At 55.9% G+C, this 15,878-nt stretch carries 12 protein-coding genes; 1 reads left to right on the top strand and 11 read right to left on the bottom strand.

Annotated elements, in window-relative coordinates:
- Positions 1-221: 221 nt before the first annotated feature.
- The 8 genes from ACIQU2_RS07590 to ACIQU2_RS07555 all read right to left on the bottom strand — a co-directional run bounded on the left by ACIQU2_RS07590 (position 222) and on the right by ACIQU2_RS07555 (position 10,413).
- On the bottom strand, positions 222-659 hold the full coding sequence (locus ACIQU2_RS07590) for a CPCC family cysteine-rich protein (protein WP_403139782.1): 438 nt from the start codon (positions 657-659) through the stop codon (positions 222-224).
- Between the two features lie 192 nt (positions 660-851).
- Entirely contained in the window at positions 852-1,184 is a 333-nt protein-coding gene (locus ACIQU2_RS07585; protein ID WP_403139780.1) for a hypothetical protein, read from the bottom strand.
- Between the two features lie 151 nt (positions 1,185-1,335).
- The gene (locus ACIQU2_RS07580) at positions 1,336-1,641 is read right to left on the bottom strand and encodes a hypothetical protein (RefSeq protein WP_403139778.1); all 306 of its coding nucleotides are present in this window, start codon (positions 1,639-1,641) and stop codon (positions 1,336-1,338) included.
- 13 nt (positions 1,642-1,654) lie between these two features.
- Positions 1,655-2,164 (bottom strand): DUF2247 family protein, encoded by a 510-nt coding sequence (locus ACIQU2_RS07575; protein WP_403139776.1) that lies wholly within the window; start codon positions 2,162-2,164, stop codon positions 1,655-1,657.
- Between the two features lie 6 nt (positions 2,165-2,170).
- Positions 2,171-6,994, bottom strand: coding sequence for an RHS repeat-associated core domain-containing protein (locus ACIQU2_RS07570; RefSeq protein WP_403139774.1), 4,824 nt, complete (start codon positions 6,992-6,994; stop codon positions 2,171-2,173).
- Positions 6,991-7,734, bottom strand: coding sequence for a DUF4123 domain-containing protein (locus tag ACIQU2_RS07565; protein ID WP_403139772.1), 744 nt, complete (start codon positions 7,732-7,734; stop codon positions 6,991-6,993). Before ACIQU2_RS07565 ends, ACIQU2_RS07570 begins: the two co-directional genes overlap by 4 nt.
- A complete protein-coding gene (tssI, locus tag ACIQU2_RS07560) occupies positions 7,724-9,766 on the bottom strand; it encodes a type VI secretion system tip protein TssI/VgrG (RefSeq protein WP_403139770.1) in 2,043 nt (680 codons plus the stop codon). The genes ACIQU2_RS07565 and tssI overlap by 11 nt, the downstream gene beginning before the upstream one ends.
- Before the next feature lie 131 nt (positions 9,767-9,897).
- Positions 9,898-10,413 (bottom strand): Hcp family type VI secretion system effector, encoded by a 516-nt coding sequence (locus tag ACIQU2_RS07555; protein WP_054051032.1) that lies wholly within the window; start codon positions 10,411-10,413, stop codon positions 9,898-9,900.
- A gap of 445 nt (positions 10,414-10,858) precedes the next feature.
- Here ACIQU2_RS07555 and ACIQU2_RS07550 point away from each other — a divergent pair, with 445 nt between their 5' ends.
- Complete coding sequence (locus tag ACIQU2_RS07550) at positions 10,859-11,536, top strand: type 1 glutamine amidotransferase domain-containing protein (RefSeq protein ID WP_347806555.1); 678 nt, start codon at positions 10,859-10,861, stop codon at positions 11,534-11,536.
- A 156-nt stretch (positions 11,537-11,692) separates the two neighbouring features.
- On the opposite strand, the gene ACIQU2_RS07545 is transcribed toward ACIQU2_RS07550, so the two are convergent.
- From ACIQU2_RS07545 to ACIQU2_RS07535, 3 genes are all read right to left on the bottom strand, one after another.
- On the bottom strand, positions 11,693-13,078 hold the full coding sequence (locus ACIQU2_RS07545) for a VOC family protein (RefSeq protein ID WP_403139768.1): 1,386 nt from the start codon (positions 13,076-13,078) through the stop codon (positions 11,693-11,695).
- 276 nt (positions 13,079-13,354) lie between these two features.
- Positions 13,355-14,296, bottom strand: a complete 942-nt coding sequence (locus ACIQU2_RS07540) for an alpha/beta fold hydrolase (protein WP_403139766.1) — start codon at positions 14,294-14,296, stop codon at positions 13,355-13,357.
- Positions 14,297-14,318: 22 nt separating this feature from the next.
- Positions 14,319-15,773: a flavin-containing monooxygenase gene (locus ACIQU2_RS07535; protein WP_403139764.1), complete on the bottom strand. Its 1,455-nt coding sequence runs from the start codon at positions 15,771-15,773 to the stop codon at positions 14,319-14,321.
- Positions 15,774-15,878 lie beyond the last annotated feature (105 nt).

Below are 15,878 nucleotides of genomic sequence, written 5' to 3'. Positions count from 1 at the left end.
ACTATGAAGCATTGCTGCCGTGGAACTGCTCGCCGGAAATGCCACGGTAAACGGGAAGCGCATCTGACGGAAGGTGTGCTTCATGGATCGCATACCTAGCAACGGAGCTGCAAAGCGGCATTTGCATGCCTTGATCGTGTTCGGTCTGTCAAAACCGGTCGCTGAGGTTGCAGCGGCTGGGGGAGGCTATCGACATTTTTTGTTCTTGCTGTTGTAGTTTTTTATATAGTCCACTTCACTAAAGGCAATATATTCATATTTTTCACGAATATTTCTTTCGCCTCTCCGAGTGTCATATGAATTGGGCCGCTGTATTGTTCAGGATCGACCACGCCATTATCTTCCCATTTGCATAAGTCGCAAATTTCGTAGTTTGCTCTTGAAAAGAGTGTGCGATAACCACAGCAAGGACAGGCCTCCAATGGTTCGATGATTCCGAATACTTCATACTCTCCAAGCCCCATTTTTATCATGGACTTTGATATGTGTGAATTTGTCACTCCTTTGTACGTCGAGGCAAAGGCAATCAATAACAACTCGTCATGCAGAATGTTCTGCACATCGCTCGGAGGTTCATCATTAGATAGTAGTAGATGTTGCATTTCTTTTGATAGTAAAGAAAACTCTTCGTCGCTCTCGTCAATTCCCCACCAGTTCAATAGCTGCGATTCGCGCGCTTCGTTATCGAGTGAATCTAAAGTTTTTTGCTCAGTTTGTAAATTGCGTTGACTCGTGAGATTTTTTGCATGTTAGGATCCCAAAAGGTCAAATTTATTTTGTGAATGCTCAGAATATACGTTTCCCCTTTGTATTTGCTTTCTTGTTTTTTGGGGAGGGAGATATCGCTGGATCTAAAAATAAAAAAACAAACCAGTCTTATTGTGTAGAGCCAACCTGTTTAGGTAGATTATTTTTTCTATGCTGTCGAGCTTTGTGTGTTCGGCTGCATCGCTCAATATATTAAGCAAGGTACTTAGTTCTGCTTGCCCTTGAATGCTTTCGTCTTCGTACTCGTCTATTAATTTTCCTAAAGATGGATTTATCTTTTCAATCACTCCTGATTGCGATAGTTGAACGTATTGCTCCTCTGATAGTTGAAACTCCTCAAGATCCCCTGGCAGACACTCATCTAGATCTAAACGTTTCATCGCTTCGGGGTTCAATGGTGCCGAGATTATTTTCATTTTTCTGACTCCTTGTTGAATTGCCTTACTCCGTTATGCAGTTTTGTATTCGGCTTGTTGTTTTTGTTTGGTGGTGCTTTATAAACTTTTAGGGGGGATGCTGGTTTTGTTGTTTTTTTATGTTGTGAAGGATGTGTTTTTTTGTTGGATGTTATATTTCTAATTCGTTTAAAACGTTGAGAATTGCTTTGTTTAGCTCTGTCCAGCTTCTGGCTTTGTCGCTGAAAGTCGGATGCTCCCAGTCGTAGGCTTTTATTAAAGAAACTCTAAATGTACCGTTTTCACAGAACTCAGGGTACCAGCCTATATCAATGATCTGATCATGAGGGAAGACGGCTTGGAATAGGTCCTCCTTTAAATCATCAATGATCATGGAAGTGTCAGCAAGCTGATCCAGGCGGGATATATCATCAAATGTGATTGTTCCGCCGCGCTCAATGATTTTTCTAGTATCCATACAGTTCCATTTTTCAGTCCCCGTTGTGGATCCTGTCTTGTTGGGCAAACATGGATTTGTAATCTGATAAAGCAGCTCTCCAGTTTTCAAATAATAGCTCTTCAGATCCTTCTACTCCTTCGGGTGAAGGCATGTATCTGACAAAGGGTGCAATTTCTTCTGGATAGTCAAAGTCTGCATACAACTCTTCTACCTTTCCAAGGGGGTCGTTATAGTTTTCTTTGTTCTCCAGTAAAAATGAAAGCAATAAAAAGATCCAGGGCTTCGTGAGGTTTGATTCTGTTGGTGAGTATTTGTCAGTCAGTAATTTTAGTATGTCGCGTACTAAGTAGTTTTCTTGTGGCTCTAGTGAGGCAAGTTCAACTGCTTCTGCTGGAGATGTGCTTGTTAACGCATCACAAGCATACTCCGATACTCCTTTTTCATCTATATAGCCGTTTTCAAGTCCAAAAAAGAGTTCCCTCCAACTAAGCCATGGTGTTTTTGAATATATGTAGTGGCCATCAAGTAGTAGTGGTTTCATTTTTTTCTACTTAGGTAATTTGGATGGGATCTGATTTGGTGTGCCGGTTATTCTTCCTTCAGGGATAAATCTTTGATGGGTAAGTTGCATTTTTGAATTTACGATCCATTCAAAAATTCCCTGTCTATCGTTCATCGTCCCCGGCATTTGTGTAAGCGTATTGTTTGTGCCATCTCCGCCCCTCAGTGGGAATACTCTCCCTTTATCATGTATCTGGTCAACGACATAGCTTGGTGCCCTATGCATCGGATCCTCTTTCAAAGCGCTATCTATTGGCTGAGCAGCTTTTATTTCTTGTGCAGCATAACCTGCACGTTGTCTTTCAAAGAGAGCCACATTGTGGGCGGAGTTATCGCGTGCCTCGGGGGCGTTAGGGGCTCCTTCATTCACTGTCGTATTGGTAGCCGGATTTTTTACCGTGCTTGATGGAGTGGAGCCATTATCCAGACACCCACTCAACCCCAACGGATCCACCCACCCCGTAGGGTTAGGCACGTACTGGTAGTTATTCAATCCACCCGCAAGCTTAATCGGATCCGGCGTCAGAAACCGTCCAGTCCCTGGATTGTAGTAGCGATGCCGGTTGTAGTGTAAGCCCGTCTCGGCATCGAAGTACTGCCCCTGAAAGCGCAGCGGATTGTCGATTTCGGCGACGTCCAAAGAGGCGAGGTTGCCATAGGCGCGATATTTCGCGGACCACATGATGTCACCGCTGTAGTCGGTGAGTTCTTGCGGGGTGCCGAGGTGATCGAGTTGGTAGTAGAAGGGTGTCGCTTTCAGCGGGCCTTCGCCGTCGAGCATCGCCAGAGGTCGAAAGCTGCCCGGTTCGTAGATGTAGCTGCGATAGCGGTTGTCAGCGCTTTCGGCAATCAGGCGTTCGCCTTGCCACAGGAACTCGGTGGCGTGGCCGTCGACGGATTTTTCGATACGGCGGCCGAAGGCGTCGTATTTATAGGACGCGATACTGCCGCCCGGCAGGCTGGCGCCGATCAAGCGGTGCTGGCAGTCGTAACGGTATTCTGTGACGAGTTTTTGCCCGGTGCCGCGACGTTCGCGGATCAGGTTGCCGTAGGCGTCGTAGTCATAATGGCGGTCGCCCTGCATCAGCAGGCGGTTGCCTTTGACGTTCGCCAGGTTCGCGCTGGGTTGATCGCCTTGGCCCAGCAAGTTGCCGGCCGGGTCATGGGCGAAACTTTCCGGGGTGCTGCCACGGACATTGATCAGGCGGTCGAGCGGGTCATAGTGGTAGCTGCGATTGCCTTTGCGGCTGTCGTCGATGCCGACGAGGTTGCCATTGGCGTCATAGGCGTAGCGACGATGGAACAGGTTGCCATCCTGTTGGCTGACACTGTGGGCTTGCAGGCGATCTTGTTCGTCGTACTGGTATTGGCTGAGCAACAGCCCTTGTTGGCGCTGCTGTTCGCGACCGGCGTTGAACTGGTGAGTGGTCAGACGCGAACCGTTGAGGTCGATGCTGCTGAGCTGACCGCCGCGTTGGTGGCGGTAATCAAGCTTGCTGCCATCGGGGAGGCGGCAGTGGCTCAGTTGACCGAGCTTGTCATATTCATAGCGCAGGGTGCCCCAACCCTGATGTTCGGTGATGAGGCGGTCTTGAAGATCGTATTCATACGCCAGCGGCCAGTTGCCGTCATCGACGTTAACGAGTCGACCGAGGGCGTCGTAGCTGTAGTGAGTTTCCTCACCGTCAGCCAAGGTTTTCACTAGTAAGCGGCCCGCAGCGTCGCGCTGGTATTCAGTGGCCAGTTCACTGCCGTCGTCGCCGAATTCGGTTTTCTTCAGCAGCTGGCCGTTGAGGTCGTATTCATAGGCGGTGCGGCGGCCATCAAAACCGGTTTCCTGCTGGATCAGGCCGTTTGCGTGGTAATCGAGGTGGTAGTGTTCGCCACGTTCGTTTTCGATCTCGGTCAGCAGCAGTCGAGAATTGTCATAGCGATAACGCAGCTGACTGCCGTCCGGATTGATGCGGCGACTGACCAGGTGCAGACCATCGGCGTATTCGTAACGGGTCACGCGACCGAGTTCATCACGTTCGGCGGTAACGCGACCGTACGGGTTGTAGGTGAACGCACGGGTGGCGCCGCCGGGCAGGGTAACTTGCGTCAGACGATCAACAGCATCCCATTGGTAGTGGGTGATGGCGCCGGTTTCTTCCTGTCGTGTGATTTGTCGGCCCAACGCGTCGTAGCGGTATTTGCGCTGGCCGCCATCGGGCAGGCGTTCTTCCAGTAGTTGGCCGAGATTGTTCCAGCCCAGTTGGTGACGGCTGCCATCGGGGTGACGAATCTCCAACAGGCGACCCTGACGGTCGTAGCTGTAGTGGGTTTCGTTGCCATGGGGATCCGTTTGTTGGGTGATATCACCCTGGCGGTTGCGCTCGTACTGCCAGCGAGCTCTGCCGCGTTGCACATCGATGAGTTGACCATCGTAGTAGTTGTAACGGGTTGGTTCATCTTCTGGAGGAACAACTGCAATCAAACGCCCGGCGTCGTTGTACTGATACTCGGTGACGGCGCCAAGTGCGTCTTTTTCAGCGATCAGACGACCTTCGTCGTCATAAGCTTTTTGCGTTTGCGCACCATCGGGAGCAGTTTCGCTGATCAGTCGTGCATTCTCGTCATGCACGTACACCTGCTCGCTACCGTCGGCATTGAGGACGGTAACCGTGCCTTTGTCGTCCCATACGTAACGGGCTTCCAGCTGCGAGTAGCTTGCCCAGTGACGGACGCAACGCGCGAACTTGCCTCCACGTTCCCATTCCCAGAAGAAACTGGCGCCACCCGCCAGTTGACGCTCGAGAATGACGTGCTGGTCGTTGTATCGATAATGCTCGCTTTCACCGGCGGCATTGGTGGAACACACGAGCTGATTGCGCTCGTTGTAGTGGTACGTGACTAGGGTCTGCACCGTCTGCCATGGATCCTGTCGCTCGCCGCGTTCGTTGTACTCGGGACGCTGCTGCTGATAGTCCACTGCAGAGATATGGCGGTCGTCATAACGCAGAAACAAGGCGCGGCCCGCGCCATTATCGATACGCTGGATGCGGCCGACCATGTCATAGCTGATGTGCAACTGGTTGTCGTAAGCATCGCTGATGGTGATCAGGCGACCGGCGCGGAAGAGGTAGAAACGTGCTTTTGAACCGGCCTGGGTCAGGATCAATTCGCCCGGTGCGTCGCCGAGATAAATAGCCGCTTCAGCCAGGCTGTTAGTGATAGCCGGACGTTGCTCAGTCGGCATCGGGAAACGGGTCTGACGGTTTTCATTGTCAGTCCACAGCACACCTTCGTCGTCCAGTTGCAGACGATGGGACAGCGAATGGCTCCAGCCAAAACCGAGGCGACTGTCGATTTCGACTGCACTGCTGCGGTACAGGCGCGTCCATTCCAGCGGCAAGAGGCCGTCAAGTTGGCCATCGGTGAGCGTCAGCAATTCCTCGCCAGTAACCATCGACACGGGTTCGCCGTCGGTACAGGTTTTATCAGCGCATTGTGCTGGTTTGTCGGCGAGGGTTTTCGATTGATCGGGGGCGTTGTCGACCGGTTCTTTTTGTTCGATGCGCGTGGTGTTGTTTTTTTTGCCGCGCGCATGGATCTGCGCATCGGTTTCCACCTTTCCACCGGTAACCTTTGGCTTTTTCTTTGGTGCTGTTGCGGTCACAGCCGGCTTGGGGGCGGCGATTTCGATGCTAGCCTTGCGTGCCTGATTGACCGCTGAATTGCCGTTGAGCAGCAATGGTCTGGCGGCTTCGGTGTGGGCTGTGGCGTTTTTCCTGCTGATCTTCATCAGCATTCCGGTGAAGTCTTCGATCAGCTTCAGCACCTTGCCACCGGTTTGCGTGGCATTGAGTGCCTTTGTCCCTACTCGTACCGCGAGCCCCAGACCACCGGTCAGAACTATGCCGACCAGAATGTTCAGCAGGACTTCAGTGGTCAGTTCGGACAGCACTTCGGTGCAGGTTTGTGGCGGCAACATCTTGACCCACGCCATGATCGCGGCCACGTAGACCCACATCAATGGCTCGTCACTGGCGATCAACAGGGCGGTGTGAATCGCTTCGGCCGAGGCGTTGTAGATGCGCTTGATTTCTTCCTCGGTGAAGAACTTCTTCAGTTTTTCGTAATTCTCGCGAGGATGCGCGACCAGGTTGTAGAGGTTTTTGATATCCCCCCATAAACTCATGATCGCTTTCAGGAAACCTTTCCAGGCCGCTTCCAGATCTTGCATGAGACGGCCAGCCATGGAAGCGCTGTTATGCGCCTGCCAGAGCGGCAGAAAATCGGTGCTCCACTGGGTTTGCAGCCAACCACTTAGGTCACCGATCACGCCCTGATAAGAGTTGAACAAGGTGTCGATTTGCGCGGGAGTCGGGTTTGGAAAAAAAGTGATTTTGTATTGCTGGTTTGGCGTAAGACCTTCGACTTCCAGAATCCCGCTGGCGGGGATCGTCTTGGTGATCGCCTGACCTATTTCATTTTTGCCAAACAGCTTGCCGTCAGCCACAGGCGCCAACCGAACCGGTGTATTACCGATAGGGACAAAACGCGCAGACTCGAAACTGTGAACCAGTTTGAGCTTGCCATTGGCTGGGCAGTTTGCGTAAAGGTCGACTTTGTCTTTGCTGTCTTTGTCCTGAGTGCCGACTTCGTCACCGACCTGAAATTGTTGTTCCGCATCCAGCACGCTGCCGTACCAGGCTTCGGCATTGGCACGGTAGTCAACAATACACTTCTTGAAATCACTGATGATGACCTGAGCGTCTGGTTGTTTTGCTGTGAGGTTCCCAACGATCGAACCCATCAAAATGCTCATGCGGCCACCTCATTTTCCAAGTGGGCTTTCAGCAGCCCTGTGTAGTTTTCTTCCGTGAGTGGGGTGCGTTTCACGAAGCGCGTCACTTTTTTTCGCAGGTTGGATTCAGGGAACGAGAAGTACAAATCGGCATGATCCTCCTTCAGCCACTGCATCATGTTGCCGACCACAGTGGATGGATTTTGCTTTGTCAGCCCATCCAGCAATACCTTTGGCACCTCCCACCACGGCCAATCCTTCGCCGGCGGCACCACCCTCGGCCCAACCTCCAGGCTTCGCCCATTAATCAAATACCGATCAAACACCGGCAGCACTTCTCCCGCCGTATCACCCAATCCCTCAAGAATCGGACAAATATGCCGCCCATCCCAAAACCGAAAAAACACCTCGGTCCCATCCGGCATCCGCACTTGAGTCAGGCTGCGCAGATGCTCAAACACAACGTCCGGCGCACTGGTGGACACCGCCAGCCAGCCCCAGTCCTGCGCATCGGTTTCGGCGATCCACGGTAGGAAGTTTGAGTTGGGTTTCACCTCGGTGAGGTAGGGCATCACCGGTTGCCAGGCTGCGTAGGGTGTACCGCCCCAGATCGGGGTGACCTGGGTGGTGGGCTCAACCTGATAAAGCGTCTTCAGCGCTTCGGCATCAGTGGCCGCACTGACAATCAAATAGAGACGTTCATTAGCCTGCAACGGCCGTTCCGCCAGCCAATCCTGCGGGGTCAAAAGATCAGATCGCACAAGCACCTGCCTTACATTTCTCACACTCTTCACAGAACGGCGCATTACGTTTGAGCGTATTGATCTGCGCCGGGGTCAGGACCGCGCCGGCCTTGTCGGCATCCGCCTGTTTCAGCACGCCGGGCATCAGTGGTGCGGCGCCGGTGCCGTTGCCGGGACTTCCACCCGAGTTCATGTTGATCACCGGCCCGCTCAGGGTGACGCCACTGCCGTCGATCTTGATGAAGCTGCCGCCGCCCTTGAGGGTCAGTTCGCTGCCGGCTTCGAGCACGACTTTCATGCCGCTGCTCAGGTGGATTTCCTGGCCGGCTTCAATGAATTGCCCGGTGCCGACTTTGATGTGCTGGTTAACGCCCACGGTGAGGTGGTCGTTGGCGCGGGTTTCGACTTTGCGGTCGGCGTAGACGGTGTGGTGTTCTTCGGCCTTGAATTCGCTGTAGCTGTTTTGCTCGACGGTGTCGTGGCGTTCGTTGCCGACGCGGATTTTCTGGTCGTGCTCGACGTTTTCGTCCCAGTCGCGCTGGGCGTGCAGGAAGATTTGTTCCTGGCCCTTTTTGTCTTCGATGCGCAGTTCGTTGTAACCGCCGCCACCGGGGGAGCTCAGGGTTTTGAAGGTGCTGCGGGTCTTGTTCGCCGGCAGGGCGTACGGGACGACGTTTTCCTTGTGGTACAGGCAGCCGCTGATCAGCGGTTGATCGGGGTCGCCTTCGAGGAAGGTGACGAGCACTTCCATGCCGATGCGCGGGATGGCAATGCCGCCGTAGTGGGCGCCGGCCCAGGCGGAGGAGACGCGCAGCCAGCAGCTGGTCTTGTCGTCGGCCTGACCTTCGCGGTCCCAGTGGAATTGCACTTTGACGCGACCGTATTGGTCGCAGTGGATTTCTTCACCTTTTGGCCCGGTGACCACGGCGCTTTGGCTGCCGAGGATGCGCGGCTTTTTCTGGGTCAGCGGTGGCCGGTTCGGCACGTCCCACGGGGTGGCCTGGAAGCGGTTGCGGTAGCCCTGGTGGAAATCGTCTTTCAGGTTAGTTGTGCTGCTGGTGACCGACTCTTCCAGCACTTGCGGCTGTTTGCCTTCGTGGAGGACTTCGGTCAGCAGCCACAGGTCGTTCCATTTGGCTTTCGGGTGTTGGGTCAGGGCCAGGAAATGGCCGCTGACCAGCAACGGCTGATCGCTTTTGCCTTCGGCGAGCTGGAAGTCGCTACGGTGACGTTCGAGGGCGCGTTTGGCCAGGTGCTTGCCGCGTTCTCGGTCGATAAAGCGACCGGGATAGTCGTAGTCTTCGAGGTCGGGCAGGGCGTCGCCACGGTTCTCGCTTTCCAGCGTCAGGCGCGGTTTTTCGAAGTCGTAGTCGCGGCGGGTGGTGCGGCTGGTGCGGGTTTCCAGGCGCAGGTCGAAGCGCTTGATCACCGGGTCGTTGGCGACCATGCCGGAGTCTTGCTGATAGGCCACTGGCGCGAGTTTCGGGAACACCGTCTGGTCATCGCCGAACACCAGCTTGTGGGCCGTGGCGCTGTGCTGAAAGTGGTAGTGGATACCTTCTTCCTCGCACAGACGCTGAACGAACTGCAGGTCTGATTCATCGTACTGAACGCAGTAAATGCGCTCCGGATAAATCGCCCCGACTTTGAATTCGTAGGCATTGCTTTGAATGCCGTGCTCTTCGAGGACGCTGCCGATGATTTTCGGCACGGTGAGGTTCTGGAAGATGCGTTGGTTGATGCGGTGCGCCAGGTAGGACAGGTGCGGGCGCAGGGTCACCGCGTAGCGGGTCAGGCGTTTGCCGGAATCACCCTGGGCGGCGCGATAGATCTGGCCATGAATGCCGCTGCCGTCAGGCGAGAGCTGCAAAAAGGCTGGTTTGTGCAACAGGGTCTCGAGGTCCAGGGACGGCTGTTCACTGACCAGCTCCACCTCAAACACAAAAGGCTGGCTGATGGCTTCCCGGCCTTGCAGGGCAAGCACCTGGAGATCGTTATCCAGACCTTCGATAGTCAGGGCAAAGTGAGTTTGATTGGCCGGCGCGAACATCCCTTGTTCCTCGTGCAGTGCTGCGGCGTTCGCCAAGACCGGAAAAAGGAATCAGCAGACGCAAAATTCTGGAAGGGCGAAAACAACATCGACCAGCAGAGCTGGCCGATGCTTGAGACGGTCGGCCTGAGTTAGGCGACCGGCTGACGCCAGTCATCGGAACCCGAAGTACCGGATACTTCGTGGGTCCAGGTGATTTTGCGGTAGGTGAATTGCACTTCTTCCAGGTGCGTGAAGTGCGAGTTCGACGGATCCTGGCAGTTGTGCATTTTGTTGTTGATGGCGACGATGATCGCGTCTTCCAGTTTGGTGGTGTAGTAGTGCTCTTGGGTACCTTGAGCCGAAGTGCGGTACCACTGGATAACGATTTCGCTCATGCGCTCGCCGGAGGTCAGAGCCGCCTGCAGCAGTGGCGAAGCCTTGTCGTAGACCTTGGTGATCACGACTGGCTTGTGAACGCGCTGACCGGTCGGTTGGCCGGACTGTGGGTCACGCGGGATGATCACGTCGTGGCTGAAAGCCTGAACCATGACCTGGTCTTCGTGACCTTCCTGGTAGGTGTTGCCAACCGAGTCGGCGGTGAATGCGCCGGCAGTGATCAGACCTTGTTTCTCGCCAGTGACGGACATGTACGCTGGTGTAGCCATGGATGTGCTCCTTGCTAAAAGTTAGGGTGCCCGGGAGGCGGTATCGCCCGGTGGGTGCCTGACTGTTATCAAGGTCCGTGCCATAAACGGGTAACACTATATAAATCAGGTGGTTGAGAGGTTTTTTAGATCGTCTGGATAATGTTCGGCCGCGATTGCCTGTGAATGTGCGCAAGAAATTGCGCAGTGCTGCGCAACTTCTTGCGCACTTGGCTGAGGCGCCTGACAGGCTGGGCGATCAGCCACCCGGGAAGAGCTTTTGCAGCCGTGAGTGCGCAACTTCTTGCGCATCAAGGCGGTTGGCCATCATTCGGGTGACCAATCGTCTCATTGGCCGAAAACCGGCAGTAAAACCGCTAGGGTGACAGGTGCAACGAATGCTGCAGCCTGGAGGTCAAACTCAGCGCCGAGATGAATGAACATCTGCGAACTCAAGGAGAACGACATGAAAATCCTGATGGTTCTAACGTCACACGATCAATTGGGTAACACGGGTAAGAAAACCGGCTTCTGGCTGGAGGAATTCGCCGCGCCGTATTTCGCCTTCAAGGACGCCGGCGCTCAGTTGACCCTGGCCTCACCCAAGGGTGGTCAACCACCGCTGGACCCGAAAAGTGACGAGCCCGACGCGCAAACCGCAGCCACCGAGCGCTTTCGCAAAGACCCCGCCGCCCAGTCCGCATTGGCGTCTACCGCTCTGCTGAGCAGCGCGAGAGCTGAAGATTACGACGCGATTTTCTACCCGGGCGGCCATGGCCCGCTGTGGGATTTGGTCGAAGACAAAATTTCGATCGCTCTGATCGAGGCGTTTTACCAGGCGGGCAAACCGGTCGCGGCCGTCTGCCACGCACCGGGTGTGTTGCGTCACGTCAAGGATGCGGACGGCCAGCCGCTGGTCAAAGGCAAGCGCGTGACGGGGTTTACCAATTCTGAGGAAGAGGCTGTGCAACTGACGAAGGTTGTGCCGTTTTTGGTGGAGGACATGCTTAAGGAGAAGGGTGGTGTCTATTCCAAAGGTGCTGACTGGGCGAGTTATGTGCTCACTGATGGTTTGCTGATTACTGGTCAGAATCCGGCTTCCTCTGAAGCAGCGGCACAAGAACTATTGGCGAAGCTCCGCTAAATCTGACATGTAGCAGCTGGCGCAGCCTGCGTCCGACTGCGCAGCAGTCGTAAAACCGGCAAACACGGTGTGTCTGAAAGACCGCGGCGGCGGATACAACGACTGCTGCGCAGCCGAACGCAGGCTGCGCCAGCTGCTACAGGTTCGAGCCACGCCTCAGACAGCGAGGCTCGACGCTGCGAAACATTCCTCGATCGAGCGCCGCTGCGTCTCGGCATACAACGCCAACTCATCAATCGTCGTTCGACCCAGCGCCTTCTCGAACACCTGCCGGTTCGACTGCACGCCATAGTGGGTTTGCGCCGCATCTCCCAGGTTCGACTGAAAAATCCCCGCTGCGCTAACCGGCAGGAAATCTTCGTACACCAACGGTTCAACCCGCAAATACCCGCCGCTGAGCAGATCCTCCAGCGACCACGATTTCAGCTCATCGGCCCCCAAACCTTTTTCCGTGACGAAGTAGCGAAAGTACGCCAGTTCCTGTTGGCGCATGCCCTCAACGGTGTCAGGGAATTCTGCAAAGTGCTGCGCCATCAGCGCGTTGTAACGTGCGGCATTGGCCTCATTGGGGAAGTCTTGCAGTTCATCCCGGGCAGCGTTGAGCAAACGGTCGTAAAGCGCCCGGCCTTTGGGGGTGAGCGCTGCGCCGCGTTGCTCGATCTCGCCGAAACGGGCGCTGTGGCTGCCGTGAGTCTGGGTTTGATCGGTGAAGGCGACAGGCTCGTCCAGGGCCTTGAAACTGGTCTGGCGCAGCAGGATCGGGCACTGACGGCGGGGTGGCCCTTCGATCACCGCTTTGGGGGTGATGCCGTGGGCAGGCATTTGCGCCTGGACGATGTCGATGTCCAGGGTGCGCGGCGTCAGGTGGTTGATATGCGGGCCGTTGAACGCCACCACGTCGGCGATCAGGCGATGCTGGGCGCTGAGTTTGCGGTACTGCTCGGCGGTCACGGTGGCGGTGTGATGCCAGCGGAACGTTTCCAGCGCCTGCTCGACGAAGTCCTGGGCCTCCTGTTCGGTGAGGCCGCCCTGTGTTTCGGCGCGCTCGATGAGAATCAGCGCAGTGGGCGTGAAGATCGAGCGTTTATCCAACACCGACTGGGCGAACGCTCGCAGTTCCAGGTCGTCGATCAGTTCCAGGCGCAGCAGGGAGGTGAAGACCCGGAACGGGCTGACCTGCAACGCCGCTTCATGCACCGCGCGAAAAGCCGTGGAGTGCACCGGCACGCCGGCCGGGGTCAGGTCGTAATAACCCACCGGCTGCATGCCCATCACCGCAAACAGCCGGGCGAGGGTGGCCAGTTCATCGGCGGTGCCGACACGGATCGCGCCATGCCGCTCCAGGTCCAGGCGCTGGATTTCACCGGTGCTGTTCAACTGTCGGGCGATCTGTGGATCGCTGTCCAGCACGTGGTGGTTGGTCTGTTCCACCAGTTCCATCAGCGCGCCGTACAGCGGCACTTCTTCGCGGTACATGTCGGACATCGCTTTGGAAAAGCGTTGGCGGATCAGGTCAGGGCTGACGAAGTTCGGGTGACTCATGAAAGAATTCCTGGCGCGGTGACGTAAAGGATGCGGGAAAAGATCGCAGCCTTGCGCGGCGCCGACAAACGAAGAATCTTACGGACTTCATTCTGCAAAGGACTGCTGGTTGTAGCAGCTGCCGAGCCTGCGAGGCTGCGTTCGGCTGCGGAGCAGTCGCAAGTCCTGCACACACGTTCCTTCTGACACACCGCAGTGGCTGATTTCACGACTGCTTCGCAGCCGAACGCAGCCTCGCAGGCTCGGCAGCTGCTACAGGGGCGCGGTGTTCGGCTGCTACACAGGAAGTTCCGAGCGCAGCGATGCCAAAAATTCCCGATACAGCCGGGCCGTGTTCGTCGGTTGTTCCACCATCGGCATATGCCCGGTGTGGTCCCAGACTTCCACTCGCAGATCGGCGATGCCTTTGCTCCAGATCGCCACGCTGCTGACATCGATCAAGCGGTCCTTGTGTCCCCACAGCAATAGCGCCTGGCACTTGATGTCGGGCAGTTTCGGCTCCATCGGCGGGCTGGCACGGAAGTCGTTGAAGATTTCTTCCAGCTCATCGCGACTCTGTTCATAGCGCTGCGCGATGGCGTCCAGCACCACCTTGGGTACCCACGGCGGTTCGGCCATGGTCATGGCGTAGAAGCGCTGGAATTCTTCCCGTGAATGAATCAGGAACGGGTTGTGGCCCTTGGCCAAATGCCGCTCCAGGTCGCTCACTTCGGGGGCGGTGACACCCGCGGGGTCGATCAGGGCCACCGAAACAATGCGATCCGGGTACGTGGCCGCCAGCCACGCTGCCATGTAACCGCCCATCGAGTTGCCAATCACATGGACTTTCTCGACGCCGCAGACATCGAGCAACTGGATCATCCGCTTGGCCTGCAACGGAATGTCGTAGCCGCCGCCCGCCTTGAAGCCGGTTTCGCCATGGCCGGCGATGTCGGGGATGATCACCCGATAGTTGCCGACAAAGTGCCGGGCAAAGCGCAGCCAGATATTTTTGTCGGCGCTGTAGCCGTGGAGCATCAGCACGCTGCTGGACGCTTCATACGGCCCGCCTTGCCAGGTCGAGACGGTCATTTCGGCGATCGGCACGACAATTTTGTGCAGTCCATACAGCTTGGCCTCTATCGACATGTTCAAGTCATAGAGCCAATGACCGATGGCCGGGTAGCTCAACCAGCTCCAGGCCACGAAAACTGCGATTGCGACAACCAACAAAAGCATCAGGCATCTTCCTTTTATGTGATCAGGACAGAATGTGATCGGCGGGTTTCAGCGCTCTGGTCAACCGGTGATAGCTGAAACTGAACCCCGGAAACATCGCAATCACATGACCGCTCTTGCTTTGATACCAACTGTGGCAGCCCCCGGACTTCCATACCGTGCGTTCCATCTCCCGGTGGATCATTTCAGTGTAGGTACGTTCTGCTTCGGGGCGTACCTCGATGCTGCGCAAACCGTGTTCTTTTAACGTACGGATGCAATCGAGAATGTAATTCATCTGGGACTCGATGATGAACAGCGCCGAGGTATGGCCGATGCGCGTGTTGGGGCCGGTGACGATGAACAGATTGGGAAAGTCCGGCAGGCTGGTGCCGAGATAGGCCCGCGGATACTGGGCCCAGAACGCTTTGAGCTGTGTGCCGTTTTTGCCGGTGACCGGGTAGGAAATCACCCCGTCGGTGGCGTCGTAGCCGGTGGACCAGACGATCAGGTCCAGATCGATGTGTTGGCCGTCCTGGGTGACGATGCCGGTTTCATCGATGGCGGCGATGCCTTGTTCGCGACTGTGTAGTGTCACATTACTGCGACCGAGTGCCGGGTACAGGGTGCTTGAGATGATTATCCGTTTGCAGCCGATTGCGTAATCCGGCGTCAGTTTTCGCCTTAGTTCCGGATCGGGCACTTGCCGTTTGAGGAAGCGCAGGGCGTGTTGCTGAACCAGACGGATTGCCGGCCGTGAGTATTTGAAGGCAATCACCCGGGTTTCGAACTGCCAGTAGATCATCCAGCGCAACAGCTTGTAGGCCGGTTTGAGCCCCAGCAACCATCGCTGAAATGGCCCAAAGGCACGGTCGGCCCGAGGCAATACCCAGTGCGGCGTGCGCTGGAACACATGCAGATGCTCGACGTCCGGGGCAATCGTCGGAATCACCTGGGCCGCGCTGGCGCCGCTGCCAACGATGGCCACGCGTTTTTGCCGGTAATCGTAGGTGTGATCCCAATTATTGGTGTGAAAAGTCTTGCCCTGAAACCGCTCCTGGCCCTCGAAGTGCGGAACGACGGGTTGGCTCAGCGGCCCGGTGGCGTTGATCAGGAACTGCGCATGGAATGTACCTTTGCTGGCGGTGTGCACCGCCCAGCGTTTGCCGTCGTCGTCCCATTCGATGCGTTCGACATTGGCCTGCAGTTCCACCTTGTCTCGCAGGCCGAAGTGCTCCACCACGTACTGGGTGTAGTGGTGCAGTTCGGCCTGCTCGGCGAACATTTGCGTCCAGCGGTAGGGCGCGAAGGACAGCGAATAGAGTGGCGAGGGCACGTCGACCGCGGCACCGGGGTAGGTGTTTTGGCACCAGGTGCCGCCGAAAAAGTCCCGCCGTTCCAGCAGGCGGAAATCGCCGATGCCTGCCTTGAGCAAATTGATCGCGGCGCACTGGCCGCCAAAACCGCTGCCGATGATCAACACTTGAAAGGTCTGCATGGGCCTCCTTTTTTATCGTTATTGATCGAACCCTCCTTTCATGTATAGCCAAACATTGGGCGCCCGCCTCATGGCTATGCCTTGGTTTTCAGACCGCCAGCCGGT

It is taken from the genome of Pseudomonas sp. NPDC098740 (genome assembly GCF_044760065.1).
Lineage (GTDB): Bacteria > Pseudomonadota > Gammaproteobacteria > Pseudomonadales > Pseudomonadaceae > Aquipseudomonas > Aquipseudomonas rossensis.
This window is presented reverse-complemented; position numbering and strand designations above follow the sequence as displayed.